The organism is Micromonospora cremea, from assembly GCF_900143515.1.
Lineage (GTDB): Bacteria > Actinomycetota > Actinomycetes > Mycobacteriales > Micromonosporaceae > Micromonospora > Micromonospora cremea.
Window position 1 is genome coordinate 1,792,386 of record NZ_FSQT01000002.1, and the last position, 26,208, is coordinate 1,818,593.

Annotated in this window: 21 protein-coding genes and 3 pseudogenes; 13 read left to right on the top strand and 11 right to left on the bottom strand. The window is 73.4% G+C overall.

The genetic code is table 11. The features are described 5' to 3' along the window. Positions 1-5 precede the first annotated feature (5 nt). Together BUS84_RS21765 and BUS84_RS21770 are read right to left on the bottom strand one after the other, a co-directional pair. Entirely contained in the window at positions 6-1,184 is a 1,179-nt protein-coding gene (locus BUS84_RS21765) for a CapA family protein (protein WP_074315158.1), read from the bottom strand. A 56-nt stretch (positions 1,185-1,240) separates the two neighbouring features. After that, on the bottom strand, positions 1,241-1,903 hold the full coding sequence (locus tag BUS84_RS21770) for an adenosylcobinamide amidohydrolase (RefSeq protein ID WP_074318992.1): 663 nt from the start codon (positions 1,901-1,903) through the stop codon (positions 1,241-1,243). A 143-nt stretch (positions 1,904-2,046) separates the two neighbouring features. Here BUS84_RS21770 and BUS84_RS21775 point away from each other — a divergent pair, with 143 nt between their 5' ends. From BUS84_RS21775 to BUS84_RS21820, 10 genes are all read left to right on the top strand, one after another. Beyond that, a complete protein-coding gene (locus tag BUS84_RS21775; RefSeq protein WP_007466162.1) occupies positions 2,047-2,724 on the top strand; it encodes a Crp/Fnr family transcriptional regulator in 678 nt (225 codons plus the stop codon). Between the two features lie 135 nt (positions 2,725-2,859). Then, the gene (locus tag BUS84_RS21780) at positions 2,860-3,603 is read left to right on the top strand and encodes a metallophosphoesterase family protein (protein ID WP_074315160.1); all 744 of its coding nucleotides are present in this window, start codon (positions 2,860-2,862) and stop codon (positions 3,601-3,603) included. Positions 3,604-3,805: 202 nt separating this feature from the next. Then, positions 3,806-4,411, top strand: a complete 606-nt coding sequence (locus tag BUS84_RS21785; protein ID WP_074318993.1) for a TetR/AcrR family transcriptional regulator — start codon at positions 3,806-3,808, stop codon at positions 4,409-4,411. A 37-nt stretch (positions 4,412-4,448) separates the two neighbouring features. Further along, positions 4,449-5,258: a TIGR03084 family metal-binding protein gene (locus BUS84_RS21790; protein WP_074315161.1), complete on the top strand. Its 810-nt coding sequence runs from the start codon at positions 4,449-4,451 to the stop codon at positions 5,256-5,258. A 56-nt stretch (positions 5,259-5,314) separates the two neighbouring features. Then, the gene (locus BUS84_RS21795; RefSeq protein ID WP_244298888.1) at positions 5,315-6,955 is read left to right on the top strand and encodes an acyclic terpene utilization AtuA family protein; all 1,641 of its coding nucleotides are present in this window, start codon (positions 5,315-5,317) and stop codon (positions 6,953-6,955) included. Then, entirely contained in the window at positions 6,952-8,148 is a 1,197-nt protein-coding gene (locus BUS84_RS21800; protein WP_074315164.1) for an acyl-CoA dehydrogenase family protein, read from the top strand. The genes BUS84_RS21795 and BUS84_RS21800 overlap by 4 nt, the downstream gene beginning before the upstream one ends. A gap of 55 nt (positions 8,149-8,203) precedes the next feature. Further along, on the top strand, positions 8,204-9,805 hold the full coding sequence (locus BUS84_RS21805) for an acyl-CoA carboxylase subunit beta (protein WP_074315166.1): 1,602 nt from the start codon (positions 8,204-8,206) through the stop codon (positions 9,803-9,805). A gap of 69 nt (positions 9,806-9,874) precedes the next feature. Next, positions 9,875-11,875 carry an ATP-binding protein gene (locus BUS84_RS21810; protein ID WP_074315167.1) on the top strand — a complete coding sequence of 667 codons (2,001 nt, stop codon included), beginning with the start codon at positions 9,875-9,877 and terminating at the stop codon, positions 11,873-11,875. Beyond that, positions 11,872-13,035 (top strand): acyl-CoA dehydrogenase family protein, encoded by a 1,164-nt coding sequence (locus tag BUS84_RS21815; protein ID WP_074315169.1) that lies wholly within the window; start codon positions 11,872-11,874, stop codon positions 13,033-13,035. Before BUS84_RS21810 ends, BUS84_RS21815 begins: the two co-directional genes overlap by 4 nt. 660 nt (positions 13,036-13,695) lie before the next feature. Continuing rightward, complete coding sequence (locus BUS84_RS21820; protein WP_074315170.1) at positions 13,696-13,962, top strand: hypothetical protein; 267 nt, start codon at positions 13,696-13,698, stop codon at positions 13,960-13,962. 23 nt (positions 13,963-13,985) lie between these two features. Here BUS84_RS21820 and BUS84_RS21825 read toward each other — a convergent pair whose 3' ends face one another. The 8 genes and pseudogenes from BUS84_RS21825 to BUS84_RS21850 form a co-directional block, all read right to left on the bottom strand. Beyond that, positions 13,986-15,497 carry a serine/threonine-protein kinase gene (locus BUS84_RS21825; protein ID WP_074315172.1) on the bottom strand — a complete coding sequence of 504 codons (1,512 nt, stop codon included), beginning with the start codon at positions 15,495-15,497 and terminating at the stop codon, positions 13,986-13,988. Positions 15,498-15,527: 30 nt separating this feature from the next. Next, on the bottom strand, positions 15,528-16,052 hold the full coding sequence (locus BUS84_RS21830; RefSeq protein ID WP_074315174.1) for a hypothetical protein: 525 nt from the start codon (positions 16,050-16,052) through the stop codon (positions 15,528-15,530). 350 nt (positions 16,053-16,402) lie between these two features. Beyond that, positions 16,403-18,394 (bottom strand): annotated as a pseudogene (locus tag BUS84_RS41305) (ATP-binding protein); the annotation flags it as partial. Between the two features lie 93 nt (positions 18,395-18,487). Next, positions 18,488-20,053, bottom strand: a pseudogene (locus BUS84_RS41310) (adenylate/guanylate cyclase domain-containing protein); the annotation flags it as partial. Beyond that, positions 20,050-20,886 (bottom strand): MBL fold metallo-hydrolase, encoded by an 837-nt coding sequence (locus BUS84_RS21840; RefSeq protein ID WP_074315177.1) that lies wholly within the window; start codon positions 20,884-20,886, stop codon positions 20,050-20,052. The pseudogene BUS84_RS41310 and the gene BUS84_RS21840, both read right to left, overlap by 4 nt. Before the next feature lie 121 nt (positions 20,887-21,007). Then, on the bottom strand, positions 21,008-21,469 hold the full coding sequence (locus BUS84_RS21845) for a RidA family protein (RefSeq protein WP_074315179.1): 462 nt from the start codon (positions 21,467-21,469) through the stop codon (positions 21,008-21,010). Then, on the bottom strand, positions 21,466-21,621 hold the full coding sequence (gene sp36 / locus BUS84_RS37655; RefSeq protein ID WP_088950574.1) for a Sp36 family protein: 156 nt from the start codon (positions 21,619-21,621) through the stop codon (positions 21,466-21,468). Before sp36 ends, BUS84_RS21845 begins: the two co-directional genes overlap by 4 nt. A 44-nt stretch (positions 21,622-21,665) precedes the next feature. After that, on the bottom strand, positions 21,666-22,148 hold the full coding sequence (locus tag BUS84_RS21850; RefSeq protein WP_074315180.1) for a hypothetical protein: 483 nt from the start codon (positions 22,146-22,148) through the stop codon (positions 21,666-21,668). Between the two features lie 656 nt (positions 22,149-22,804). Between BUS84_RS21850 and BUS84_RS21855 the strand changes: the two are divergent. The 3 genes and pseudogenes from BUS84_RS21855 to bagB all read left to right on the top strand — a co-directional run. Further along, positions 22,805-23,365 (top strand): annotated as a pseudogene (locus BUS84_RS21855) (Rv0361 family membrane protein); the annotation flags it as partial. 26 nt (positions 23,366-23,391) lie between these two features. Then, the gene (gene bagA, locus BUS84_RS21860; protein WP_074315182.1) at positions 23,392-24,369 is read left to right on the top strand and encodes an ATPase BagA; all 978 of its coding nucleotides are present in this window, start codon (positions 23,392-23,394) and stop codon (positions 24,367-24,369) included. 54 nt (positions 24,370-24,423) lie between these two features. After that, positions 24,424-25,575 carry an ArsA family ATPase gene (gene bagB, locus BUS84_RS21865; protein WP_074315183.1) on the top strand — a complete coding sequence of 384 codons (1,152 nt, stop codon included), beginning with the start codon at positions 24,424-24,426 and terminating at the stop codon, positions 25,573-25,575. A gap of 6 nt (positions 25,576-25,581) precedes the next feature. On the opposite strand, the gene BUS84_RS21870 is transcribed toward bagB, so the two are convergent. Next, complete coding sequence (locus BUS84_RS21870) at positions 25,582-25,902, bottom strand: WhiB family transcriptional regulator (RefSeq protein WP_030328078.1); 321 nt, start codon at positions 25,900-25,902, stop codon at positions 25,582-25,584. Positions 25,903-26,208 lie beyond the last annotated feature (306 nt).

Here is a 26,208-nt window from a genome sequence, read left to right on the forward strand (position 1 = left end):
TTGGGTCAGCCGCCGGTCGGCGCGGAGATCTTGCCCTGCCCGTCGAACCGGGCGCCGCCCTTCGGGAAGTCGCTGCGGCTCAGCTCGGTGACCAGGCCCAGGCCCCGGTCGTCCGGGTCCATCGTCGGCTTGCCGGCGGAGTTCATGTACGTCGAGGTGAACGAGCCACCGGCCCAGCTGCCGTCCGGCTTCAGCGACACCTTCAGCACCCCGCCCCAACCGAGCCGACCGTCGTTGCTCAGCGAGTTGCCCCCACCGGCGAAGTTGCCCAGGCTGTACGCGATCAGTCGACCCTGGTAGAACTCCATGCCGCGCAGCACGTGCGGCCCGTGCCCGACGATCAGGTCCGCCCCGGCGTCGATCATGGCGTGCGAGAACTTCACCGGGTCACCCCGGTTCTCGCCCAGGAACATCTCGGTGCCGGGCTTGACCCGGGTCTTCTCCACGCCCTCGCCACCCATGTGCACCTGCACCACGACCAGATCGGCCATGGTGGCGGCCTTGGCGACCACCGCCTTCGCCTTGGCGATGTCGACGAGGCTGTTGGACCAGACGTACGACGAGAAGCCGGCCACGGCGACCTTGACGCCCTTGACCTCGACCACGGTGATCTGGTCCGGCGCACCGGTGTGCTCCAGGTCGTACTTCTCCAGCGCCCGCTGGGTGTTCTGGTAGCCCTTCGGGCCGTAGTCGTAGCCGTGGTTGTTGGCCTGGTTGAGCAGGTCGAAGCCGGCGTCCCGCAGGTGCGCGGCGTATTCCGGCGGGGCGCGGAACTGGAAGCAGCGGGTGGAGTTGGCACCGCACTTGCCGGTGCCGGTGTCCACCGTCAGGGGCTCCTCCAGGTTGCCCATCACCAGGTCGGCCTTGAGCGCGTCGGTGACCGAGGTGAAGAAGCCCTTCCCGCCAGCGGCGGGCAGCCGGTTCGGCGCGTTGCCCATGATGATGTCGCCGGTGGCGGAGAGCGAGATGGCACCGCCCCCGCCGGAGGCCGACGGGCTGCCGCTGGCCTTCGGGCCGGCCGTCGCCACCGGCGCGCCGGTGCCACCGCCCCCGGCACCCGGCTGCCAGACGGGCTCCTCCCCGGAGTCCGCGCAGCCGTTGACGAGCAGGGCGGCCAGCAGCGCGGCGAGGCCGAGGGCGACGCGGCGGCGCGGACGGGGCGTGAGGGGCTCGGGAGCGTACATCGTTGGCGACCCTACCGGGCGTTAAACGCGCCGACGAGGGCCGATCGGTCGGAAGTTCAGCCGGCCAGCTGGTCTGACCAGGGCACGACCGGCCGGTCGCCGCCGGCGAACACCGCGGCGTGCACCGCTCGGGCCAGCGGGGCGCCCCAGGCGGAGCGCGGTCCGCCGTACGCGGCCTCCGGCCCGTCCACCGGGCAGAGCACGGTGACCGCGTCGGTCGGCGTGCCGGTTCCCGGCAACCCCAACTCCCTGATCGCCTGGGCCTTCGCCTCGGTCGCGGTGGCCACCGCGTTGACCAGAGCCGAGTCGGCGAGCCGGGCCGGCACGTACACCACGATGTTGACCGTGCCGACCCGTTGGGTGAGCGCGGCCGGCGCCGGCGCGGCGGCCGGCACCGGAATTCCGAGCCCGACCGTCGCCCAGGCCCGAACCCCGGTGTCGGTCCGGGCCACCACCTCGGTCACATCGACGCCGGTCAGCAGGCCCACCCCGGGCCCGCCGAGGGCCAGGTCGGTGGCGAGCGAAGCCAGGTGCGCGGCCGGGTCGTCCCGGTGGTACGACATGGGCACGGTGGCGTTGAGCACCCAGCGCCGGACGCCGATACCACCGCCCAGCGGGCCGCTGCTGACGGTCCGCAGCGGCCCGTCCGCGCGCCAGACGATCAGTGGGATGTCCCGCCCGTCTTCGGTGCGGCTGGTCAGTGTCGGCTCGCTCAGCACGTCGGGCAGGTTACGCCCACCGATCAAGATTCCAGGGGCGACCTCTGATTCAAGCTCACGTGCGCCTAGACTTGGCGGCGCGCGAGGGGATCAGCGGACGGCGGACCCGGCCGACGGACGGCACGCGCAACCGGAGGTGCGCGATGGACGAGGTACTGGCCCGCAGCGGGATCTTCCAGGGTGTAGACCCGGAGGCTGCCGAGGCGCTCGCCAAGGAGATGGAGACGATCGAGGTCCGCAAGGGCGAGATCGTCTTCAATGAGGGCGAGCCCGGTGACAGCCTCTATATCCTGCTGTCTGGGAAGATCAAGGTTGGGCGCCGCGCGGCGGACGGCCGGCAGAACCTGATCGCGGTGATGGGCCCGTCGGACATGGTCGGTGAGCTGTCGCTCTTCGACCCGGGTCCGCGTACGGCGACCGCCACCGCGGTGACCGACACCCGGCTGGTGCGACTGCGCAAGCAGGCGCTGCGGCCGTGGCTGAACAACCGTCCGGAGATCGCTGAGCAGCTGCTCCGGGTGCTCGCCCGGCGGCTGCGCCGGACCAACGACTCGCTCGCCGACCTGATCTTCACGGACGTGCCGGGCCGGGTCGCCAAGAACCTGCTCCAGATGGCCGGCCGGTTCGGCACCCGCGACGGCGGTGTGCTGCGGGTGACCCACGACCTCACCCAGGAGGAGATCGCCCAGCTCGTCGGCGCCTCGCGGGAAACGGTCAACAAGGCGCTGGCCGACTTCGCCTCGCGCGGCTGGCTGCGGCTGGACGGCAAGAGCATCATCATCCTGGACCCGGAGCGCCTGGCCCGCCGCGCCCGCGTCTGATCAGCACGTCCGTCCCCGCCCGCCGTCGATGACGGTGGGCGGGGACGTCTCGTTGCGGCCCGGTGCTCACGGCTTCCTCCTCTGCCCGGCGCAGAATCGCTGGACGGGGTGCCGGTCCGGCGCGAGGGTGGAGCGATGCCGAGCCGAGTCGCAGTCCTGTCCGACATCCACGGGGTGCTGCCCGCACTGGAGGCGGTGCTGGCCGAGCCGGACGTCGTCGCCGCCGACCTGATCGTGCTCACCGGCGACATCGCCGCCGGCCCGCAACCGGTCGAGGTGCTCGACCTGCTCGCCGGCCTCGGTGACCGGATCTGCTGGGTCGGGGGCAACGCCGACCGTGAGCTGGTCGAGGCCCGCGCCGGCCGGCCCGCCTCGATCGAGGTGTCGAACTGGGCGGCCGGGCAGTTGCGCGAGGACCAGGTGGCCCGACTCGCCGCGCTGCCGATGACGGTGACCCTGGAGATCGACGGCCTCGGCCCGACGCTGTTCTGCCACGCGACGCCCCGCGACGACGAGGAGATTGTGCTCGTCGACTCCCGGATGGCACGCTGGTCGGAGGTGTTCGCCGGCCTGCCGCCGGAGATCGGAACCGTGGTCTGCGGCCACACCCACATGCCCTTCACCCGCCTGGTCGACCGCCGCCTGGTGGTCAACCCGGGCAGCATCGGCATGCCGTACGGCGGGGCGGGCGCGTGGTGGGCGATGCTCGGGCAGGGGGTGCAGCTGCGCCGCACCGCGTTCGACGTGGACGCGGCCTGCGCCCGGGTGGCCGCTGAATCCGCCTTCCCCGATGCCGCCGCCTGGGCCGACGAGTACGTGCGCTCCCAGTACAGCGATGCCGAGGCGCTGGCCGTCTTCGCTCCCCGCGACGGTCGCTGACGCCAGTCCCGCCTGCCGTTCCCAGAGGCGAAGCCGCGCCTGGCTTGGGCTTGGAGGTCGCCCCCCTCTGCCTGTAGAGCTGCCCCAGATCTGAGACGCTCCGGACGGCGACCGTCCCCGGCCTGCCCGGCACCCGACCTGCGTCGTGGAAACCGAAAAAGTCAGTCTTGACTGTTTGTTTCGTAGGCCGCAGGCTATGCCCGTGTCCACCGCATCGACGCGTGTCCCTCAGCAGGAGCGCAGTCGGGCCACCCAGGCCCGGCTGCTTGAGGCGACCGTCGACTGCCTGGTCGAGCACGGCTGGTCCGGCACCACCACGACCGTCGTCGCGGCCCGGGCCGGCGTCTCGCGGGGCGCCCAGCTGCACCACTACCCCACCAAGGCCGCGCTGGTCACGGCCGCCGTCGCCCACCTGGCCGAACGCCGAGCCGACGAGCTGCGCACCGAGGCGGAGGCGTTGCCGGCCGGGCCGCAGCGGCTGGACCGGGTGATCGACCTGCTCGGCGTGGCCTTCACCGGGCCGCTCTTCGTTGCCGCACTCGAGCTCTGGGTCGCCGCCCGCACCGACCGGGAGCTTCGGGACGCCCTGGTCCCTCTGGAGGCGACCGTCGGCCGGGAGATGCACCGGCTCACCGTCGCCCTGCTCGGCGTCGACGAGCGCCGCCCCGGCGTCCGGGAGGCGGTGCAGGCCACCCTCGATCTGCTTCGTGGGCTGGGCGTGGCGAACCTGCTCAACGACGACTCGGCCCGGCGTACCGCCCTGTTGACCACCTGGAAGCGCCAGCTCGCCACTCTGCTCACGCCCTGACCGCCGGCCGCACCGGCCCGCACCAACCGGAGGCACCATGGTCGACCTCACCGACCTGCTCACGGACCTGGCCGACGAGTCCGCCCAGCTGGACGACCTGGTGGCTCCGCTACCGGCGGCCGACTGGGCTCGGCCGACCCCCGCGCCGGGCTGGAGCATCAGGCACCAGGTCGCCCACCTCGCCTGGACCGACCACGTGGCGTTGCTGGCCGCCACCGACGCGGCGGCCTTCTTCGCGACGGTGAGCGCCGCGCCCGATCCGGCCCGCCTGGTCGACCACGGCGCCGAGCAGTTCCTCGCCCCGCCGGCGGAGCTGCTGACCCGCTGGCGCGCCGGCCGGACGGCGCTCGCCGCCGCGCTGGCCGCCGTCCCGGTCGGCGAGAAGCTGCCCTGGTACGGCACCCGGATGTCGGCCACCTCGATGGCGACCGCCCGGATCATGGAGACCTGGGCGCACGGCGAGGACGTGGCCGACGCGCTCGGCGTCGCCCGCCCCGCCAGCGACCGGCTCCGGCACGTGGCGCACCTCGGCGTGCGTACTCTCGGGCACGGTTTCGCCGCGCACGGCCGACCGGCGCCGACGGCGCCGGTCCGGGTCGAGCTGACCGGGCCCGGCGGCGACACCTGGAGCTGGGGTCCGGCGGACGCCGCCGACCGGCTGACCGGCCCGGCCCAGGATTTCTGCCTGCTGGTCACCCAGCGCCGGCACCGCGCGGACCTCGCCCTGCTGGCCACCGGGCCGGTCGCCGACGAGTGGCTCGACGTGGCGCAGGCCTTCGCCGGCCCGCCGGGCTCCGGCCGGGAGCCGTCCGCGACGCCGGCCGGTGAGCATGGAGTACGGACGTGATCCGCATCGGCAACGCCTCCGGCTTCTACGGTGACCGGTTCACCGCCTGGCGGGAGATGCTCGACGGCGGCGAGCTGGACGTGCTGACCGGCGACTACCTGGCCGAGCTGACCATGCTGATCCTCGGCCGGGACCGGCTGCGCGACCCCGATCTGGGCTACGCGAAGACCTTCCTGCGCCAGCTGGAGACCTGCCTCGGCACCGCCCTCGATCGGGGGACGCGGATCGTGACGAACGCCGGTGGGCTGAACCCGGCCGGCCTGGCCGCCGCCATCGACCGGCTCGCCGGCCGGCTGGACCTGCCGGTGCGGGTCGGGTACGTCGAGGGCGACGCGATCCAGCGACCCGACGCGCTGACGGCGAACGCCTACCTGGGCGCGTTCGGGATCGCCGCCTGCCTCAACGGTGGGGCGGACGTGGTGGTCACCGGACGGGTCACCGACGCGTCGCTGGTGGTCGGCCCGGCCATCGCCCGCTACGGGTGGGGCCGCGACGACCTGGACGAGCTGGCCGGGGCGACCGTCGCGGGGCACCTCGTCGAGTGCGGCGCACAGGTCACCGGGGGCAACTTCAGTTTCTTCACCGAGCTGCCCGATGGTGGGCACCGGCCCGGCTTCCCGATCGCCGAGGTGCACCCGGACGGTTCCACGGTGCTCACCAAGCATCCGGGCACCGGCGGTGCGGTCACGGTGGAGACGGTCACCGCCCAGCTGCTCTACGAGGTCGGTGGGCCGGCGTACCTGGGGCCGGACGTGGTGACCCGGTTGGACAGCGTGACGTTGGGCCCGGACGGGCCGGATCGGGTCCGGGTCTCCGGCGTCCGGGGCACGCCTCCACCGGCCACCCTGAAGGTGGGCGTCAACAACCTCGGTGGCTTCCGCAACTCGATGACGTTCGTGCTCTGCGGGCTGGACATCGAGGCGAAGGCGGCCTTGGTCCGGGGGCAGGTCGAGGAGGCGGTGGGCAAGGACGGGCTGGAGTTCGTGCTGGCCCGCACCGACCATCCGGATGCCACCGACACCGAGGCGGCCAGCGCCCTGCTTCACGTACACCTGCGCGACAGCGACCGGACGCGGGCCGGCCGGGCCTTCTCGGCCGCCGCGGTGGAGCTGGCGCTCGCCTCGTACCCGGGCTGCACCCTGACCACCCTGCCGGGCGACGCGACGCCGTACGGCGTCTTCACCGCCGACACGGTGCCGCAGGACGCGGTGGCGCACGTCGCGGTGCTGCCCTCCGGTGAGCGGGTGCCGATCGCCCCACCGCCGACCACCTGTCTGCATGGGCCCCTTGTACAACAAAATCCGATAACAAGGGGCGCTTCCTCACCTCCTCGGACCCGACGCGGGGCGCTCGGCGAGCTGGTTGGCGCGCGCTCCGGGGACAAGGGCGGGGACGCCAACCTCGGCGTCTGGGCACGCTCCGACGCCGGGTACGCCTGGCTGCGCCACTGGTTGACCGTCGAACGGCTGGCCGAGCTGCTCCCGGAGACCGCACCGCTGGCCGTGCAGCGGTACGAGCTGCCGAACCTGCGCGCGGTCAACTTCGTGATCGAGGGCCTGCTCGGGGCCGGGGTGGCCGCGTCCACCCGGTTCGACCCGCAGGCCAAGGCGCTCGGCGAGCTGCTGCGCTCGCGGATCGTCGACCTGCCGGTCGACGTGCCGAGCGGGCCGGCGACATCGGGCGGGGTGGCGGCGTGAGCATCGTGGACACCCCGGAGCGGCGGCAACTGCGCGAGCTGACCCGGGCCTTCGTGACCCGGGAGGTGCTGCCGCACCTGGACGACTGGGAACGGGCCGGCGAGGTGCCCCGGGCGCTGCACGCCACCGCCGCGAAGCTCGGTCTGCTCGGCATCGGCTTCCCCGAGTCGGTCGGTGGGAGCGGCGGCGACCTGCTCGACTCGATCCTCGTGACCGAGGAGCTGATCCGCTCCGGCGGCTCGTCCGGCCTGGTCGCGGCCCTGTTCACGCACGGCATCGCGCTGCCGCACATGGTCGCGGCATCCGGTGCCCGCACCGGTGGGTCGCTGGGCGGCCGGCTCGGCGGCGCGTCGACGGCCGGTGACGACGACCTGATCGAGCGGTACGTTCGACCCACGCTGGCCGGAACGATGATCGGGGCGCTGGCGATCACCGAGCCGGATGGCGGTTCGGACGTCGCCGGCATCCGTACCGTCGCCCGTCGGGACGGCGACCACTACGTGGTGAACGGGTCGAAGACCTACATCACCAGCGGCCACCGGGCCGACTTCGTGACCACCGCGGTCTGCACCGACTTTCCGGGCAGCGGGGAGCTCAGCCTGCTCGTCATCGACAAGGGCAGTCCCGGGTTCACTGTGGGGCGCCGGCTGGAGAAGCTGGGCTGGCACTGCTCGGACACCGCCGAGCTCTCCTTCGCCGACGTACGGGTGCCGGTGGGCAACCGGATCGGTGCGGAGAACACCGGCTTCCTGGCGATCATGCAGCACTTCGCCGCGGAGCGGCTCTCGCTGGCCACCCAGGCGTACGCCACGGCGCAGCGCTGCGTCGAGCTGGCGGTGCGCTGGTGCCGGGACCGGGAGACCTTCGGCCGCCCACTGGCCAGCCGGCAGCTGGTCCGGCACCGGCTGGCCGAGATGCACACCCGGGCCGAGGCGGCCCGGTCGTACGTGCACGAGGTGGCCGGACGGGTGGCGGCCGGCGAGCCGGTGGTGACCGAGGTGGCGATGGCCAAGAACGTCGCGGTGGCCGCCTGCGACCACGTCGTCGACCAGGCGTTGCAGTTGCATGGCGGCTTCGGCTACCTGCGCGACGCCGAGGTGGAGCGGCACTACCGGGACGCCCGGATCCTCGGCATCGGCGGCGGCACCACCGAGATCATGAACGAGATCATCGCGAAAGGCATGGGCCTGTGAGCGCGAGGAGTGAGCCGGGCCTGCGAGCCCCGCGGTCGCGAGCGAAGGAGGCACGGTGAGCACGCTGGACAGCGCGATCGACCCGTCGGCACCCGGGTACGTGGCGAACCGGGCGGCGTTGCTGGACCGGCTGGCCGAGCTGGACGCCGCACTGGACCAGGCCCGGGCCGGCGGCGGCGAGAAGTACGTGACCCGGCACCACGCCCGCGGCAAGCTGCTGCCCCGGGAGCGGATCGAGCTGCTGGTGGACGCCGACAGCCCGTTCCTGGAGCTGTCGCCGGTCGCCGCCCACGGCACGGACTTCCCGGTCGGGGCCAGCGTGGTCACCGGAATCGGCGTGGTCGAGGGCGTGGAGTGCCTGATCGTCGCCAATGACCCGACGGTCCGCGGCGGAGCGGTCAACCCGTGGTCGCTGGCGAAGACCCGGCGGGCCGGGGAGATCGCGCTGGCCAACCGGCTGCCGATGGTCAATCTGGTCGAGTCGGCCGGGGCGGACCTGCCCACCCAGGCGGAGATCTTCATTCCGGGCGGCCGGGTGTTCCGTGACCTGACCCGGCTCTCGGCGGCCGGCATCCCCACGGTCAGCGTGGTCTTCGGCAACGCCACGGCCGGTGGCGCGTACGTGCCGGGGATGTCCGACCACGTGATCATGATCCGGGACCGGTCGCAGGTCTACCTGGCCGGGCCGCCGCTGGTGAAGATGGCCACCGGCGAGGTCACCGACGACGAGTCGCTGGGCGGCGCGGCGATGCACGCGGTCACGTCCGGGCTCGCCGACTACCTGGCCGAGGACGAGCGGGACGGCATCCGACTGGCCCGGCAGTGCGTCCGCCGGCTGAACTGGCGCAAGCAGGGCCCGCCGCCGCGCACCGCCGTCCCACAGCCACCGAAGTACGACCCGGAGGAGCTGCTCGGCATCGCCAGCGCCGACCTCAAGGTGCCGTTCGACCCGCGCGAGGTGCTGGCGCGGATCCTGGACGGCAGCGACTTCGACGAGTTCAAGCCGGCGTACGGTGGCGCGCTGGTCACCGGCTGGGGCGAGCTGCACGGGTATCCGGTGGGCGTGCTGGCCAACGCACGGGGTGTGCTGTTCAGCGAGGAGGCGCAGAAGGCGGCCCAGTTCATCCAGCTCGCCAACGCCGCCGACACCCCGCTGGTCTTCCTCCAGAACACCACCGGCTACATGGTCGGCACCGAGTACGAGCAGCGCGGCATCATCAAGCACGGCGCGCTGATGATCAACGCGGTGTCGAACTCGACGGTGCCGCACCTGACGGTGAACCTGGGCGCCTCCTACGGGGCCGGCAACTACGGCATGTGCGGCCGGGCGTACGAGCCGAGGTTCCTGTTCACCTGGCCGAACGCCAAGTCGGCGGTGATGGGCCCGGCGCAGCTCGCCGGGGTGCTGTCCATCGTGGCGCGGCAGGCCGCCGCCGCGCGCGGGCGCGACTACGACGAGGAGTCGGACGCGGCGATGCGGATGATGGTCGAGCAGCAGATCGAGTCGCAGTCCGGGGCGCTGTTCCTCTCCGGCCGGCTCTACGACGACGGGGTGATCGACCCCCGGGACACCCGGACCGTCCTCGGGCTCTGCCTGTCGGCGATCCACAACGGACCCGTGAAGGGCGCCGACGGCTTCGGCGTCTTCCGGATGTAGCCGGTGAGCGCGAGGAACGCAGCGCGGCCGAGCCCCGCAGTCGCGAACGAGAGGCAGGCTCAGAGGAACATGATCAACCGACTTCTGGTGGCCAACCGGGGGGAGATCGCCCGCCGGGTCTTCGCGACCTGCCGGGCGCTGGGCGTGGAGACGGTCGCCGTGCACTCGGACGCGGACTCCGCCGCGCCGTTCGTCGCCGAGGCCGACCAGGCGGTCCGGCTGCCGGGGGACACGCCGGCAGAGACGTACCTGCGGATTGAGAAGATCCTGGACGCGGCCCGCCGCAGCGGCGCGGACGCCGTTCACCCGGGCTACGGCTTCCTCGCCGAGAACGCCGAGTTCGCGGCGGCGGTGACCGACGCCGGCCTGACCTGGGTCGGGCCGCCGGCCAAGGTGATCGCCGCGATGGGCGACAAGCTGGCCGCGAAGGCGCTGCTCGCCGAGGCGGGCGTGCCGACGCTGCCCAGCTGGACCGACACCGACGAGATCACCGACTTCCCGGTGCTGGTCAAGGCGTCGGCCGGCGGCGGCGGGCGCGGGATGCGGATCGTCCGGGACGCCGGGGGGCTGGCCGAGGCCGTCGCCTCGGCGCGCCGCGAGGCGGCCGCGGCGTTCGGTGACGGCACGGTCTTCATCGAGCGGTACGTCGAGCGCGGCCGGCACGTCGAGGTACAGATCATCGGCGACACCCAGGGCCGGGTGGTGTCCCTCGGCGACCGGGAGTGCTCGATCCAGCGCCGGCACCAGAAGATCGTCGAGGAGGCGCCGGCGGTCGTCCCGGCGCAGGTGCGGGCGGCGTTGCACGAGGCGGCGGTGGCCGCCGGCCGCGCGGTCGACTATCTGGGCGCCGGCACGGTGGAGTTCCTGCTCGCCCCGAGCGGGGAGTTCTTCTTCCTGGAGATGAACACCCGACTCCAGGTGGAGCATCCGGTCACCGAGCTGTGCACGGGTTTGGACCTGGTCGGGCTGCAACTGCTCGTCGCCGAGGGTGAGCCACTGCCGGCGGCGCTGCCGGACAGCACCGGACACGCGATCGAGGTACGCCTCTGCGCCGAGGACGCGACCGCGAACTGGCGGCCGGCAACCGGCACCCTGCACCGGTTCGCGGTCCCCGGGGTGGCCTCCGAATTCGGCGCGCCGGCCGGGCCCGGCCTGCGGCTCGACTCGGGCGTGGCGGCCGGTTCGGCGGTCGGGGTGCACTACGACTCGATGCTGGCGAAGGTGGTCGCCTGGGGCCGGACCCGGGCCGAGACGACCCGGCTGCTGGCCACCGCGCTGGCCCGGGCCGAGCTGCACGGGGTGACCACCAACCGGGACCTGCTGGTCCGGGTGCTGCGCAGCCCCGCGTTCGCCGCCGTGGAGATCGACACAGGATTCCTGGATCGGCATCCCGAGGTCTTCGCCCCGCTGCTGCCGGCGGCGAAGCTTCCGCTGGCCGCGCTGGCCGCCGCGCTCGCCTCGGCCGCGGGCCGCCGCGCCGGGTCCCGGGTGCTCGCCGGTCTGCCGTCGGGCTGGCGCAACGTGCCCGCCGTCCCGCAGGGCACCCGCTTCACCGGGCCGGACGGCGAGATCGAGGTCCGCTACCGGCTGGACCGTACGGGCGGGCTCGCCGACTGGTCGGCGACATCGACCGGTGACGCGGTGACGACGGGTGGCAGCGAAGGACCGACCGTGGCGCTGGTCGAGGCCGCCCCGGACCGGGTCCTGCTCGACGTCGACGGCGTGCGGCGCGCGTACCGCGTACACCGGGTGGGGTCGGCGGTCTTCGTGGACGGCCCGGACGGGGCGGCGAGCCTGGCCGAGCTGCCCCGTTTCCCGCTACCTACCGCGGAGCTGGCCGCCGGGTCGCTGCTCGCGCCGCTGCCCGGCGCGGTGGCCCGGGTGCACGTCCAGGTCGGCCAGCGCGTCGCGGCCGGCGATCCGCTGCTCACGCTCGAAGCGATGAAGCTGGAACATCCCGTGCTCGCCCCGACCGACGGGGTCGTCGCCGAGCTGCCGGTGCCGGCCGGCGGTCAGGTTCGCACCGGTGCCGTGCTCGCCGTGGTCAATGCTGAGGAGAACCCACGATGACCTTCGACCTCACCCCCGAGCAGGACCAGTTGCGCGACGCCGTGCGGGCGTTGGGCCGCCGGTACGGCCACGGCTACTTCGTCGAGAAGGCGAAGACCGGCGAGCACACCACCGAGCTGTGGGCCGAGGCGGGCCGGCTCGGCTACCTGGGGGTCAACATCCCCACCGAGTACGGCGGTGGCGGCGGCGGCATCACCGAGCTGGCCATCGTCTGCGAGGAGTTGGCGGCGGCCGGCTGCCCGCTGCTGCTGCTGGTGGTCTCCCCCGCCATCGCGGCCACCGTCATCAACCGACATGGCACGGAGGAGCAGCGCAAGCGCCACCTGCCCGGCCTCGCCGACGGCTCCCAGAAGATCGTCTTCGCCATCACCGAGCCCGAGGCCGGCTCCAACTTCCACCGGCTCGGCACGGTGGCCCGCCGCGACGGCGACGACTGGTTGCTCTCCGGCCGCAAGTGCTACATCTCCGGCGTGGACGAGGCCGGCCACGTGCTGGTGGTGGCCCGAACCGAAGACTCGTCGACCGGCAAGCTGAAGCCCGCGCTGTTCCTCGTGCCGACCGACGCGGTCGGGCTGACCCGGTCCAAGCTGGACATGGAGATCCTGTCTCCGGAGAACCAGTTCCTGCTCTACCTGGACGACGTGCGGCTGCCCGCCGACGCGCTGCTCGGCCAGTCGCTGGAGGCGGGCCTGCCGGCGCTCTTCGCCGGGCTGAACCCGGAACGGATCACCGTGGCCGCGATGGGCGCCGGCACCGGCCGGTACGCCATCGAGCGGGCCACCGAGTACACCGCCACCCGCAAGGTGTGGGGCGGCCGGACGATCGGCTCGCACCAGGGCGTGGCCCATCCGCTGGCGCACGCGGCGGTGCAGGTCGAGCTGGCCCGCCTGATGATCCAGAAGGCGGCCACCCTGTACGACGCCGGCCGCGACCTGGAGGCCGGGTTGGCCGGCAACATGGCCAAGTACGCCTCCGGGGAGGCCGCCGCCCTCGCCGTGGACACCGCCGTCCAGGCCCTCGGCGGAGCCGGCATGACCACCGAGTACGGGGTGGCCACCCTGCTCGGGGCGGTCCGGGCCGGCCGGATCGCCCCGGTCAGCCGGGAGATGATCCTCAACTTCGTCGCCCAACACGTGCTCGGCCAGGAGAAGTCGTACTGAGGACGACGGCTTGTCGGGCGGCCGAGGCGGTCCAGTTCGCGCGTGACGGTCTGAAGCCGCATTGGCAGGTCGACGTCCTGCTGGCCGGCCTCCTCAAGGTGGCGGTGCAGCTTCGGACGACGGCCACTGCACGACTCGCTCGAGGGCCTGCGAGCGCGCCGGCCGTTCCCGACGATGCACGATCGCCACGGCCACCGCGAAGGACAGCGTGGGCACCAGCGCAAGTGTCAGCCACTGGGCCGGGGGGGGGGAGCGCGTCGGACACTCCGTCATGGACTGCGCGCTCGGCGAACAGCCGGGTGCCGAGCCCTACCCGGGTCAGCAACAGCGTGACACCCAGCGGGACGATCAACGCAAGTAGGCATCGCCGCAGAACCAACGGTGCCGACACAATGGCCAGGGCGAAGAGCAGGTAGCCGGCAATCAGGAGGAGCGCTTCGATCTGGTCGACACCGACGGTGAATATCCAGGTGCCTCGCACGGGACACTGAGAGTAGCGGCTCCGGTCCACTCCGTGTTGACACCGATCGGCCATGTCGGCTGGTCCGGCTGGTGGCGTCGATCGGCATACCGGGGCGGCTCTGCGGTTGACAGCGGGCCCCGTGACGACATGCTGGAGCGGTGAGTCGATTGTCCAGGTCCGATGCGCGGACCATAGCGGTGGTCGCGGCACTGGGAGCCCTTGCGCTGCTGGTCACGCTGGTCGTCTGGCGCCGCCAGGATCTTCTCGGCGTGGCCCTCGCGTTGCTCTGCGTCCTGCTGACCATGGTGGCCGGGGTGTCCGTGTCCGCCGCCGGGCAGGACGACGACCAGGAGCCGGGGGACCGTCCAATCGTGGCCGGGCCGCCGGAGCTGATGCCGTACGGGATCGACGCGGACACCCTCGAAGCCCTGGACCAGCCGGGACGCGTTGCGTGCGGTGCGTGACCGGCGGCGCGGTCTGGGCGGGCTCAGCGACCGGTGAGCGTGGGTGCCGTGAGCGCGTCCACGCCCCGCCCGGCCAGGCACCGGTAGGTCCGGTCGACGCTGCCGTCCACCGGCGGCAGCACCTCCAGGTGCCAGCCGACCGGCTCGGTGATTCCGGTGGTCAATCGGAACGTGGTCGCGCTGCACACCTGGCGTACCGGCTCGGCGGCGACCACGTCGTCGTACTCGGCGCCGACCAGCGACACCGGCAGGATGCCCTCGGCGTACGTCTCCCAGGTGTGCCGCCCGGTGCAGGGGACACGGGCCGCCTCGGCGCGGGTGCCGCGAATCCGCACCGGGCCGAAGCACTCCAGCTCGGGCAGGCACCGGGCACCTTCCGGCAGAGCTGTCGGCGCGCCGGCATCGGTCGTGCAGCCGGGCAGCGGCCCGGTCGCTGGCGCGGCGACCCGGCTGACCGAGGGGGACGGGCCGGGTTGTGGGCCGCTGCCGGCCACCCAGGCGCCGGCGCTGGCGGAGGCGGCGAGCGCGAGCGCCCCGGCACCGCCGAGGAACCAGCGCCGCCAGCGCCGACCACTGGGGACCGTCGGGTGGACGTCCTCGACCGGGGGTCGGGGCACCGGCTGGTTGGGGGCATACGGGCGAACGTGGCCCGTTCCGCCACTGACCGGGGCGCCGCTGACCGGGGCACCGCTGACCGGCGCCGACGGCGGGCCGAGCGGCAGGCTGGCGAGCAGGTCGTGCAGTTCGAGGGCGGTGGGCCGATCGGCCGGGTCGTTGACCATGCCGGCGCGGAGTACGTCGATCAGCTCGTCCGGCACGCCGGGCAGGCGGGGGACCGGCTGATTGAACATCTCCAGCACGGTGACGAGGCTGGGGTTGCGCTCGGACTGCCAGCGCGGCGGCCGGCCGTGCATCACCGCGTAGAGGGTCGCGCAGAGCGCGTACACGTCGACGGCCGGCGACGGTGGGCTGTGGTTGAACATCTCCGGCGGCGCGTACGCCGGGGTGAGCACCTCCAGGGTGACCGAGGCGTCCCGGGCCTCGGCCAGCACGGCCAGCCCGAAGTCGGCCAGCACCGCCGAGTTGAAGGGCGAGTAGAGGATGTTCGCCGGCTTGACGTCCCGGTGCAGCACGCCGGCCGCGTGCGAGTGGGCGAGCGCGTCAGCGATCTTCAGGCCGAGGTCGCGGGCCTCGACCGGGCCCAGCGGCGAGGTCCGCATCCGTTCGGCGTACGACCCGTCGCAGAGCTCCATGATCAGATAGGGGTGCTGGTCGACGGTGACCCCGACGTCGAAGAGGTCCACGACGTGCGGGTGTGACGACATCCGCCCGGCCGCCCGCGCCTCGCGCAGGAAGCGGGCCTGGTCGCGCTCGCTGTCCAGCGTGCGGTTCTCCACCTTGACGGCGACCTCACGGCCCACGGAGATCTGGGTGGCCTGGTAGACGGTCGCGTAACCGCCTCGGGCAAAAACCCGCAAGTCGGTCAGACCGGGCACGTTCGGCACCGGCAAGCCGCCGGTCGGGGTGTCGGTCACTGCTCGAAAATACCCAATCCGGCCGGCGGCTCAGCGCACCGCGTCCGCCGGAGCGGCACCGGCCGCGCCGGGCCCCTCTCCGACATCGCGTGCCACGTCGGTGCCATCGACCGTCGCAGCGGTCCGCTCCGGCGTCGCGCCGGTGCCGGCCGGCACGCCCCTGCGGGCGTCCAGGCGCAGGCCGACGGCGGTGGCCAGCGCGCCCAGGCCCTCCCAGGCGGCCACCCCGAAGAACCGGTCGGGAGCGATGTCAGCCAGCACGGCGATGCTGAACACGGTGAAGGTCACCAGCCGGAACACCACCGTGAACCGGTAGAACGCCCGCCACTCGGTCACCGTGGCGAGCAGGTAGTAGACGCCCATGTTGAACGACGCCATCGAGGACGCCAGCAGGAAGGTGCCGGTGTGGTCACCAAGGGCACGGGTGGCCGGCACGTCCAGCCCGAGCAGGCGCAGCAGCGCCTCCGGCCAGAGCAGCCCGAGCGCACCCATCAGCAGGGCCAGCACGCCGAAGACCGCGATGGTCCAGCCCGCGACGGAACGCGGCAGCTTCATGAACGGCCTCCCCAGGCACGGCGATGGTCCCCACTGTGGACCCCGCACGGTGTTGACACGCTAGCGGCTCCCTCCGACCACCACATCCCCGAAACCGTCAAAAACGGATCCCCGTCCCGCCCACCCCGCCTCACCGCCCGCCCCACCCCGCCCCCCGTTCCGCCGCCCCCCGCCGCGCGCCTCGCCCCCGGCCTCGCCGATCTAGGGCAAATCGCGGCGAGTTGATCTCCTAGAACAGCGATCGTCCCTAGATCGACGCACGCGGGGGTGGCGCGGGCCGCGGGGGCGGGGTGGGGCGCGGGCGGCGGGGTGGGGCGCGGGCGGGGTGGGGCGCGGGCCGCGCGGGCCGGTTAGGTGGTGGCGGCGAGTCGGGCGCGCAGGGCGTCCGCGTCGGCGCGCTCGCTGCGCTGCTCGGTGGCGTACGCCAGGCGGACCGCTTCGTCCGCACAGGACAGGGCCTCCACCGGGCGACCGCAGGCAGCCAGCGCCTCGGCCAGCACGCTGGCCGCGATCACCTGGCTGCGCACGTCCTCGGCCGGTGCGGTGACCGCCCGCCGCGCCCAGTCCAGCGCCTGCTCTCGCTGACCATGGGCGAGCAGCGCCGACGCGTACCGGGCCATCGTCTGGCGGCGGGAGAAGAGCAGCGATGGCGCGTTCGCGGCGGCGGTGGCCACCGGGGCTAGCAGCCCGACCGCGGTCGCCGGGTCGCCGGCCGCCAGCCGGGCGGTCGCCAGCAGGACCCGGGGCGCGACCTGCGCCGGGGCCTGCGGGTTGTGTGGCTCCACGGCGGTGAGCACCGCGCGGGCGGCCTGCTCGGCGGTCTCACAGTCACCCATGTCCAGCGCCACGAAGCCCCGCAGCGTGCCGGCCATTCCGGTGAGCAGCGGGTGCGAGGTTTGCTCGGCGTACGCCAGGGCGTCGGTGAGCAGGTCGGCCGCGTGCTCCGGCTCGCCCAGCCCGCGCGCCACCACGGCCCGGACCACCAGCGCGAACCCGCGTCCCCAGTCGTCGGAGGCGGCGGCGAACTCCCGGTACGCCCGTCGGGCCTCGCGATCCGCCTCGGCCAGGTCGCCCAGCTCGGCGGTGGCGAACGCCGCCACCGCCCGCAGTGTGCCCACCGCCCACGCCTCGCCGACCCGCTCACCGAAGGGCAGGAAGACCTGCGCCAACCGGCACGCCTCGCGCAGCCGGCCGGCGAGCAGCCGGGCGAACGCCGTGGTGCCTCGCAGCCAGGCCCGCCCGTACGGGTCCTTCAGCTCGGCGAAGAGCCGGGCGGCCCGGCCGAGCACCGCGTCGGTGCCGGCGAAGTCGCCCCGGGTGGTGGTCACCCAGGCCAGGTTCTGCAACGACCAGGCCTGTCCCCGTCGGTCCTGCGCGCCGAGGCTGACCTGGTATGCGGCGGCCAGTCGGCTGCTCGCCTGGCTCAACCGCCCGGTCACGAAGTCGGCCATGCCGAGCCGGCGCATCGCCGAGGCTCGCAGGGTGGGCAGCCCGCCGGCCGTGGCCACCTGCAACGCCTCCTGCCAGGCGGCCACCGCCCGGCCCTGGTCGCCGAGGGTCTGCTGGGCCTGCCCGGCGAGCAGCAGGGCGCTGGCCCGAACGGCCTCGTCCCCGGCGTTCGCGGCGATCTTCTCGGCGTACGCGAGCGCGTCGACGACCCGGCCGATCTGGAGGAGCGCCCGCGCGTGCACCACCCGGTCGGCCGCCGGCACCCCGTCGCGGGCCAGTTCGGTGGCGCGCTCGGCGTACTCGACGGCCAGCGCCGGCTCGCCGGCCGACAGCGACCGGCGGGCGGCCCGGCCCAGCGCGGCGATCCCGAGCGGGACCACCGCGCGAGCTGGCGCGTCGGGGCGCAACTTGACCGCGTCGGCGAGCGTGGCGGCCCGCTCGACATGGGTGGCCACGAAGTCGTCCCGGGCCTCGTCGGTGAACCCGCCCGGCGTGCCGGCGGCGGCCTCGTCCCGTGGCGCCGCCCAGCGGGCCAGCGCGGCGTGCCGCTCGGCCAGTTCCGCCTTGCTCACCCCGGCGTACGCCGCCTCCCGCATCAGCGGGGTGGCGAACGCGTAGCCGAGGCGGGTGCGGTGCAGCATCCGGCGTTGCAGCAGCTCATCGACGGCCCGGTCGAGTTCCACCGCGGCCACGGCCGAGGGCCGGCCATCACGACCGCCGTGCTGTTCGCGCAGCGCCTCCAGCGCACCGGTCGGCACCGTGTCACCGATGACCGCGGCGTCGCGCAGCACCGCGCGGGCGTCCGGCGGCAGCGCGTCGATTCGGGCGGCGAGCACGGCGGCGAGGTCCCGGGAGAGCAGTCGGCTGCCCAGCGATCCGGGCACCAGCCGCCAGCCGGCCGTCGAGCCCTGGTCACGTTCGCCGGGTGTGGCGCGGACACCACGTGCCGGCTCCACCGTGTCGCCGACACCGCGCCCGGGCTCCACTGTGGTGAGCGCCCCGCGCTCGATCAGCAGGGTGACCAGCTCGGCCAGGTAGAACGGGTTTCCCTGGGCGGTGGCGAGCAGCCGGTCCGCGTCGGCCGGTGGCAGCTTGCCGCCTCCGAGGTAGCTGGTGAGCAGCCGGGCCGCGTCGGCGCCACGCAGCGGCGGCAGGGAGTGCACCTCGGCGTCCGCGACCCGGGTCAGCGCACCGGCGGTACGGACCAGCTCGGGGCGGCCGAGCAGCAGCACCAGCACCGGGCCGGTGAGGCGGGACAGGGTCAGCCCGAGGGCGCGGATCGTCTCGGTGGTGGCGTCGTGCAGGTCGTCCACCACGATTACCAGCGGCGCCTCCGCGGCGAGCCCGCTGAGCAGGTCGGCGACCGCGTTCGGCACCGCCTCGGCGTCGGCCGCCGGCACCCCCGCGCCCCACTCGCCGTTGTCGGTGCCGCCGTGTGCGGGAAGCTCGGCGTAGCCGAGCAGCGCGAGCAGTTGGTCGGTGGCGATCGGTGCGGTCTCACCGCTGGCGCGGGCGAGCCGCTGGCCGAGCCGGCGGAACCGCTCCTCGACCGCCGGCCGGGTCAGCGCGGTGGCCGCGTCACCGGGCAGGCCGACCGCGGCGCGGACCAGGTCGGCCAGCGGCGCGAGCCGGCGTCGCTCACCGAAGGCGGCGCAGCGCACCGAGAGCACCCGGGCGCCGGTGTGCGCGGCGTACCGGCCGGCGCCGACGTCGTATCCGGCGGCGAGCCGTTCCACCTCGGCGGCGAACCGGGACTTGCCGATGCCCGCCTCGGCGGTCATCAGCAGCACCCGCGGGTCGCCCTGGTCGATCACCTCGGCGAGCCGGCCCGCGACCCGACCGATCTCGGTCTCCCGACCCACGTAGGGCGCCTCGTCACCGAGCCCCGACCGGGTGCCCGGCGCGTCCAGCAGACCCAGCAGCTCGTACGCCTCGACCGGTTCACGCTTGCCCTTGAGCCGCAGCGGGCGCAGCGCCCGCCACGAGGCCACGTGCCGGGTGGCGGCGGAGGTCCGCCCGCCGGCGTAGACCGCGCCGACGGCGGCGGCGTCGGCCAGCCGGGCGGCGGTGTTCACCGTGTCGCCGATGACCGTGTATTCGATGGCAGCCTGGATGCCCGCGATGACGTCGCCGGTGTTCAGCCCGACCCGCAGCCCGAGCGGCGCGCCGCCGCCCCGCTCGTCGTCGAGCACCCGGCGGACCGCCCGCTGCATGGACAGGGCGGCCCGGACGGCCCGCTCGGCGTCGTCCTCGTGCGCCACCGGAGCGCCGAAGACCGCCATGATCCCGTCACCGGTCAGCTTGTCGACGTGCCCGCCGAAGGTCTTCACCGCGCCGGCGAGGGCGGCGAGCACCCGGTCGGTGACGGCCCCGACGCGTTCCGGGTCGAGGTCCTCGGACCAGGAGGTGAATTCGGAGAGGTCGCCGAAGAGCACCGTGACCACCCGACGCTCGGCCGCCGGTAACGTCGCGGCGGCCGGCAGCGCGGCACCACAGTTGTGGCAGAACCGCGCGCCGGGAACGGCGACGGTTCCACACACGGGGCAGGTCACATGTGCTCCAACCCACTGACCCCCGGCCCGGATTCCCCGGTGCTGACCCCCAGGTACTCGAGCTGGGCGCGGACCGACCACTCGGCGGCCCACCAGAGCGAGCGGTCCACGTCCGCGTAGACGGCGGCGACCACCTCACCGGGGGTGTGGGCGCCGGCGTCGACGGCCGCCCGGACCTGGTCGAGCCGGGCCCGGCGGTGGGCCAGGTAGAACTCTGCGGCGGCGGCGCAGTCGGCCAGCGCCGGGCCATGCCCGGGCAGCGCCGGGATCCCGCGGTACGCGGACAGCAGCTCCAGGCTGGTCAGGTAGTCGCCGAGGTGCCCGTCCGGGTGCGCCACGACGGTGGTGCCCCGGCCGAGGATGGTGTCACCGGTGAGCACCACCCGCTCGTCGCCGCACTCGACCAGGAAGCAGACCGAGTCGGCGGTGTGTCCCGGGGTGTCCAGCGGACGGATCTTGAGGCTGGAGCCGCCGAAGTGATCGCCCGGCTCGGTCAACGGCTCACCGCCGATGGTGTGCGCCGGGTCGACGGCGAGGACGTGCACGCCGCCGAGCAGTTCACTCAGCCGCGGCGCGCCCTCGGTGTGGTCGGGATGGCCGTGGGTGATCAGCACGAAGCCGACGGGCGCGTGCGCGGCGATGGCCGCCAGGTGCCCCTCGTCGGCCGGCCCGGGGTCGATCACCACTGCCGGCTCGCCCGGGGCCGCCCGAAGCACCCAGGTGTTGGTGCCGTCGAGGGTCATCGGGCCCGGGTTCGGCGCACGCAGCAGCGTCACCCAGCTCGGCAGCTCGTCGGCGAGCGCCGCCGCCGGCGCCGTCACGTGCCCGCTCATGGCTGCGATCGTACGACCCCGCTCGCCACACCCCGCGATCTTGCACTTGCGGTCCCTGATTCGTCCCCGTTCAGGGCTTTCATCCGGTCATGAAGTGCATGATCGCGGGGGCGGCGATGCGTCAGGCGACCTCGACGATCAGTTCGATCTCCACCGGGGCGTCCAGGGGAAGCTCGGCCACGCCGACGGCGCTGCGAGCGTGGCGGCCGGCCTCACCGAAGACGGTGCCGAGCAGGTCGGACGCGCCGTTGACCACTGCGGGCTGGCCGGTGAAGCCGGGCGCGGAGGCCACGAACCCGGTCAGCTTGACCACCTTGACCACGTTCTCCAGGCCAACCAGCGAGTCGACTGCCGCCAGCGCGTTGAGCGCGCACCGCTGGGCCAGATCCTTCGCCTGCTCTCCGGAGATTCCGGCGCCGACCTTGCCGGTGGCCAGCATCTTGCCCTCGGCGATCGGCAGCTGCCCGGAGACGTACACGTGCTGCCCGGACTGCACGGCTGGCACGTAGCTGGCCACCGGCGGCACGACCTCGGGCAGTTCGAGCCCCAGCTCGGCGAGCTTCGCGTGCGGACCGTTGCTCATGCCTTGGGCCGCTTCAGGTACGCGACCAGCTGGTCCGGGTTCGGCCCGGGGATCACGGCGACGAGTTCCCACCCGTCCTCGCCCCAGTTGTCGAGGATCTGCTTGGTCGCATGGACCAGCAGCGGGACCGTGGAGTATTCCCACTTCTGCATCGCTGGAGGGCTCCCTCTCGGTGCGGACGTATTCGAGGCACAGCCTACGGTCCGCTGGCGGGGCGAGGTGCGGGACGCTGCTCAGGCGCGGCCAGCAGCTCCCCGCAGGGCCCCTCGTGCTCGTACCCCTGGGGGCAGCGGGAGCGGTCGGGCAGCAGCAGGTCGCAGAAGACCCGGTGCCGGTTGTTCTGGTCGTCGGCGTTGGACACGGTGGTCTCACCGGCGTCCAGCTCCGGCAGGAAACCCAGGGACACCGCGACCCGACCGGCCAGCGCGGTCGCCGCCGCCAGGTCGGGCACCCGGGTCGGCAGGTGTATGACGAAGCCCGGCTCCTCCTCGTCCCGGCCCCGCTCAGCGGGGCGACCCGACGCCAGGAGCACCTCGGTCGGCTCCGGCACCCGGCGGTATGACCGCTCGTTGACCGGCAGGCTGCCGACCGGCCCGTCGACCTCACCGCGGGACCCGGGCTGGCGCGGCCGCTCGTTGGTCGGGAACTGGGTGCGAGGGATGTTGTCCACGTCGCGCATGCACTGCCTCCGGTCGTACCTGTCGGATCACGCTTCCGGTCCGGACCATTCATCCGCTCCGGGCCCCCGCACCCGGGTCGAAGGTAGGTGGGTGGCCGCAGTCCCGCCAACAGGACGCGCACGCCCGGTAGCCCCTAGTCACATATGCGACACATCGCAGGTGAGAGGCCCGGCGGGGCATCGCACCAGAGACCGCTTCGGCCGGATCCGTGGCCCGCGCGGTCCGGCCGGGGCGACACCGGTTCGGTGATTGACCGCTACCCTTCCGGTCGGACGGACGCGCAGTGCCGGCCGCCCGCTCGATCACGCTCGGCGCCAGGGGTGGCGGCGGGCGCCGCACCCCCCGGGGGAAAGACATGACCCAACCGCCCAGCGGCGACCAGGCCGGCTCTCCCGCACTCCCGCCGGCCCACCCGGATTCCGCCGGTCAGGCCGGCGGTCCGACCCTTCCCGACCAGCCGGCCCCCGCGGCGCAGCCCGGCCAGCTCGCCCTACCCGCACAGCCCGACAGGCCGGCGCTCCCGGCCTCACCGGCCGAGCAGGCAGCGCCGGCCGGCTTCCCGGCCGGACCAACCTTCCCAGCGTCGCCGGCTGGACCGACCTTCCCCACCCAGCAGGCCTTTTCCGGGCAGGTCGGCGCGGCCGGTGGCGGCGCTCAGCCCGAGGGTCCGGGCAGCGCGGCCACAGCACCGGCGGGGCCCGGCGCCTCGGACCCGTCGACGATCCCGCCACCCCCGGCCGGCTACCCGCCGTACCAGCGCACCGCCGGACCCACGAAGAAGCGCGGTCTGCTGATCGCGGCGATCGCGCTCGTCGTGATCATGGTGCTCTGCGTGGGCGGCGGCGTGGTGGCGTTCCTGACCCTGCGCAACGCCGAGACCGGCGAGGGAGCCAAGGAACCGGCGGTCGCCGTCGACGAGTTCCTCACCGCGGTCTACAAGGATCGCGACGCCACCAAGGCGGCCAGCCGCGTCTGCGCCGCCTCCCGCGACGACGAGAAGATCGCCGCAAAGGTTGCCGAGGTGCAGAAGTACGCCACCGAGTACCAGAACCCGCGTTTCCGGTGGACCAGCCCCAAGGTGGACAACGAGACCGGGGAACGAGCCACCGTCTCCACCCGGGTCACCATGACCACCTCCGACGAGAAGGTGGCCGACCAGGACCTGCGCTTCACGGTGGTGCAGAAGTCGGGTTGGTGGGTCTGCGAGGTCGCGTGACCGGCAAGCCTGGATAGGCTCGACGGGTGCGTGCAGCTGAGCGGCCGACCGACCCGGCCGGTACCGGATGGTCGGCCCGTCTCCACGTGGTGACCGGCAAGGGCGGCACCGGCAAGACCAGCGTGGCGGCGGCGCTGGCCCTGGCGCTGGCCGCCGGTGGCCGGCGCACTCTGCTGGTGGAGGTCGAGGGGCGGCAGGGCATCGCCCAGCTCTTCGGCATCGACCCGCTGCCGTACGAGGAGCGGCACCTCGCTGACGCCCCGGGTGGCGGTGAGGTGCGCGCGCTGGCGGTGGACGCCGAGGAGGCGTTGCTCGAATACCTCGACATGTTCTACAAGTTGGGTGCGGCCGGTCGGGCGCTGCGCAAGCTCGGCGCGATCGATTTCGCCACCACCATCGCCCCGGGCCTGCGCGACGTGCTGCTCACCGGCAAGGTGAAGGAGGCCACCACCCGCACCTCGGGGCAGCGGCGCGCGTACGACGCGGTGGTGCTGGACGCCCCGCCGACCGGGCGGATCGGCCGGTTCCTCAATGTCACGGCCGAGACGGCCCGGCTGGCCAAGGTGGGCCCGATCAAGACCCAGAGCGAGGGGGTCGCGGCGCTGCTGCGGTCCCCGATAACCGCGGTGCACGTGGTCACGCTGCTGGAGGAGATGCCGGTGCAGGAGACGGTCGACGCCATCGCCGACCTGACCTCGCTCGGCTTCGGGATCGGGCGGGTGATCGTCAACGGCACGCGGCCACCGGTGCCCGCCGGTCGGGCGGTCACCGCCGCCGAGCTGAGGCGCGGGCTGGCCGCCGCCGGGCTGCCGGCCGACCGGGAGACCGTCGCCGGCCTGCACGACGAGGCGCGCGACCAGCTCATCCGGCGCGAGTTGGAGGATTCACTCCGGGCCGAGCTGGTGGAGTTGGGGCTGCCGATGACCGAGCTGCCGTTGCTGCCCGACGGGGTGGACCGGGCGGGGCTCGCGACACTGGCCCAGGCCCTCGTCCGGGCGGATTGACTCACACCTGAGGTCGGCACGGGCGCACGGACCCACCCGGCCCGATACGCTCGATTGGTGCCTTCCGAAGACGCGGCGCCGCAGCTGGACCTCGACAAGATCCTCGCCGACCCGGGCGTGCGGATCGTCGTGTGCTGCGGTGCCGGAGGGGTGGGAAAGACGACCACGGCCGCCGCGCTGGCGCTGCGGGCCGCCGAGCACCACGGCCGGCGCACGGTGGTGCTCACCATCGACCCGGCCCGCCGGTTGGCCCAGTCGCTGGGCCTGACCGAGCTGGACAACACGCCCCGCCAGGTCAAGGGGATCGACGTCGAGGCCAGCGGCGGCGAACTGCACGCCATGATGCTGGACATGAAGCGCACCTTCGACGACGTGGTGCTGCAGCACACCGATCCGGCGAAGGCGGCGGAGATCTTCGCCAATCCCTTCTACCAGGCGATGAGCTCGACCTTCGCCGGCACGCAGGAATACATGGCGATGGAGAAGCTCGGCCAGTTGCACGCCCGGGGCGAGTGGGACCTGATCGTCGTGGACACCCCGCCGTCCCGCTCGGCGCTCGACTTCCTGGACGCGCCGGCCCGACTCTCCCGCTTCCTCGACGGCCGCATGCTGCGACTGCTGCTGGCCCCGGCCCGCAGCGGTGGCCGGAGCATGTTCAGCCTGGTCACGGCCTCGTTCGGGATGTTCTCAAAGGTGGTGCAGAAGGTGCTCGGCGCGCAGCTGCTCACCGACCTGTCCGGCTTCGTGGCCGCGCTGGATTCCATGTTCGGCGGTTTCCGGCAGCGGGCCGAGCAGACGTACCGCATCCTCCAGGCGCGGGAGACGGCCTTCGTGCTGGTCGCGGCGCCGGAGCCGGACGCGGTCCGGGAGGCCGCCTACTTCGCCGGCCGGTTGCGGGAGGAGAAGATGCCGCTGGCCGGCCTGGTGCTCAACCGGGTGCACCGGCCCGCGGTGCCGGAGTTGGACGCCGAGCGGAGCCGGGCGGCCGCGGAGCGGCTGACCGACCTGGGTGGGCACGAGGCCACCGCCGACGTGCTGCGGGCGCACGCCGCGCTGGCCCGCCAGGCGGTACGCGAGCAGCAGGTGGCCGCGCGGTTCACCGAGGCGTTCCCGGCGGTGCCTTCGGTGTCGGTGACGGCGCAGCCCGCCGACGTGCACGACGTCGACGGGCTGCGGACGATCGGCGCGGCGATCAGCCGGCCGTGACCGGCGTCAATTGGCCGCGCTAACGAGGATCTTGTCCTTGCCGGCCTTGTCCTTGCTGTTCTTCTTCATCGCGGCCTCGAACATCTTGCGCCAGCTCGTCACCTGCGGGTGACGACGCAGCAGCGCCCGGCGTTCGCGTTCGGTCATGCCACCCCACACACCGAACTCGATCCGGTTGTCCAGCGCGTCAGCCAGGCACTCGTACCGAACTGGGCAACTCCGGCAGATCCGCTTCGCCACGTTCTGTTCGGCGCCCTGTACGAACAACGCGTCCGGGTCCCCGTTCTGACACGCCGCCAGCGACGGCCAGTCAGTGATCATGCCCATGTGTACACGTCCCCCCTTGCAGTACCTACCGACCTCGTTGCACGTCAGCCGGCAATTCCCCCCGATCGCCCGGCTCGCCTTCCCCAAGGCGGCACGAACGACATGTGGCGCTGTCGCCGCCCCCCATCATGCTCTGTAGTCGCCTGATTACGCAACGTTGTCGGCGAAATCCATCATTCCGGACACTCCCGGCTTCCCGGGCTCTCGACCGCCGCTTACCCCGCCGAGGTCGGCGAAAACGCTGCGCTGTCTCCTCTGGTCGGAGGAGACTCACGCCAGGTCACACGCAACCACGCACCGGGGGTC

Bases quoted from the DNA above. Each gene is read 5' to 3' on its own strand.
- BUS84_RS21845 (WP_074315179.1), bottom strand. From the start codon at position 21,469: ATGAGCAACGGTCCGCACGCGAAGCTCGCCGAGCTGGGGCTCGAACTG.
- BUS84_RS21870 (WP_030328078.1), bottom strand. From the start codon at position 25,902: ATGGGCATGATCACTGACTGGCCGTCGCTGGCGGCGTGTCAGAACGGG.
- BUS84_RS21775 (WP_007466162.1), top strand. From the start codon at position 2,047: ATGGACGAGGTACTGGCCCGCAGCGGGATCTTCCAGGGTGTAGACCCG.
- BUS84_RS21765 (WP_074315158.1), bottom strand. From the start codon at position 1,184: ATGTACGCTCCCGAGCCCCTCACGCCCCGTCCGCGCCGCCGCGTCGCC.
- BUS84_RS21790 (WP_074315161.1), top strand. From the start codon at position 4,449: ATGGTCGACCTCACCGACCTGCTCACGGACCTGGCCGACGAGTCCGCC.
- BUS84_RS21830 (WP_074315174.1), bottom strand. From the start codon at position 16,052: ATGAAGCTGCCGCGTTCCGTCGCGGGCTGGACCATCGCGGTCTTCGGC.
- BUS84_RS21780 (WP_074315160.1), top strand. From the start codon at position 2,860: ATGCCGAGCCGAGTCGCAGTCCTGTCCGACATCCACGGGGTGCTGCCC.
- BUS84_RS21795 (WP_244298888.1), top strand. From the start codon at position 5,315: ATGCTCGACGGCGGCGAGCTGGACGTGCTGACCGGCGACTACCTGGCC.
- sp36 (WP_088950574.1), bottom strand. From the start codon at position 21,621: ATGCAGAAGTGGGAATACTCCACGGTCCCGCTGCTGGTCCATGCGACC.
- BUS84_RS21815 (WP_074315169.1), top strand. From the start codon at position 11,872: ATGACCTTCGACCTCACCCCCGAGCAGGACCAGTTGCGCGACGCCGTG.
- BUS84_RS21840 (WP_074315177.1), bottom strand. From the start codon at position 20,886: ATGAGCGGGCACGTGACGGCGCCGGCGGCGGCGCTCGCCGACGAGCTG.
- BUS84_RS21810 (WP_074315167.1), top strand. From the start codon at position 9,875: ATGATCAACCGACTTCTGGTGGCCAACCGGGGGGAGATCGCCCGCCGG.
- BUS84_RS21850 (WP_074315180.1), bottom strand. From the start codon at position 22,148: ATGCGCGACGTGGACAACATCCCTCGCACCCAGTTCCCGACCAACGAG.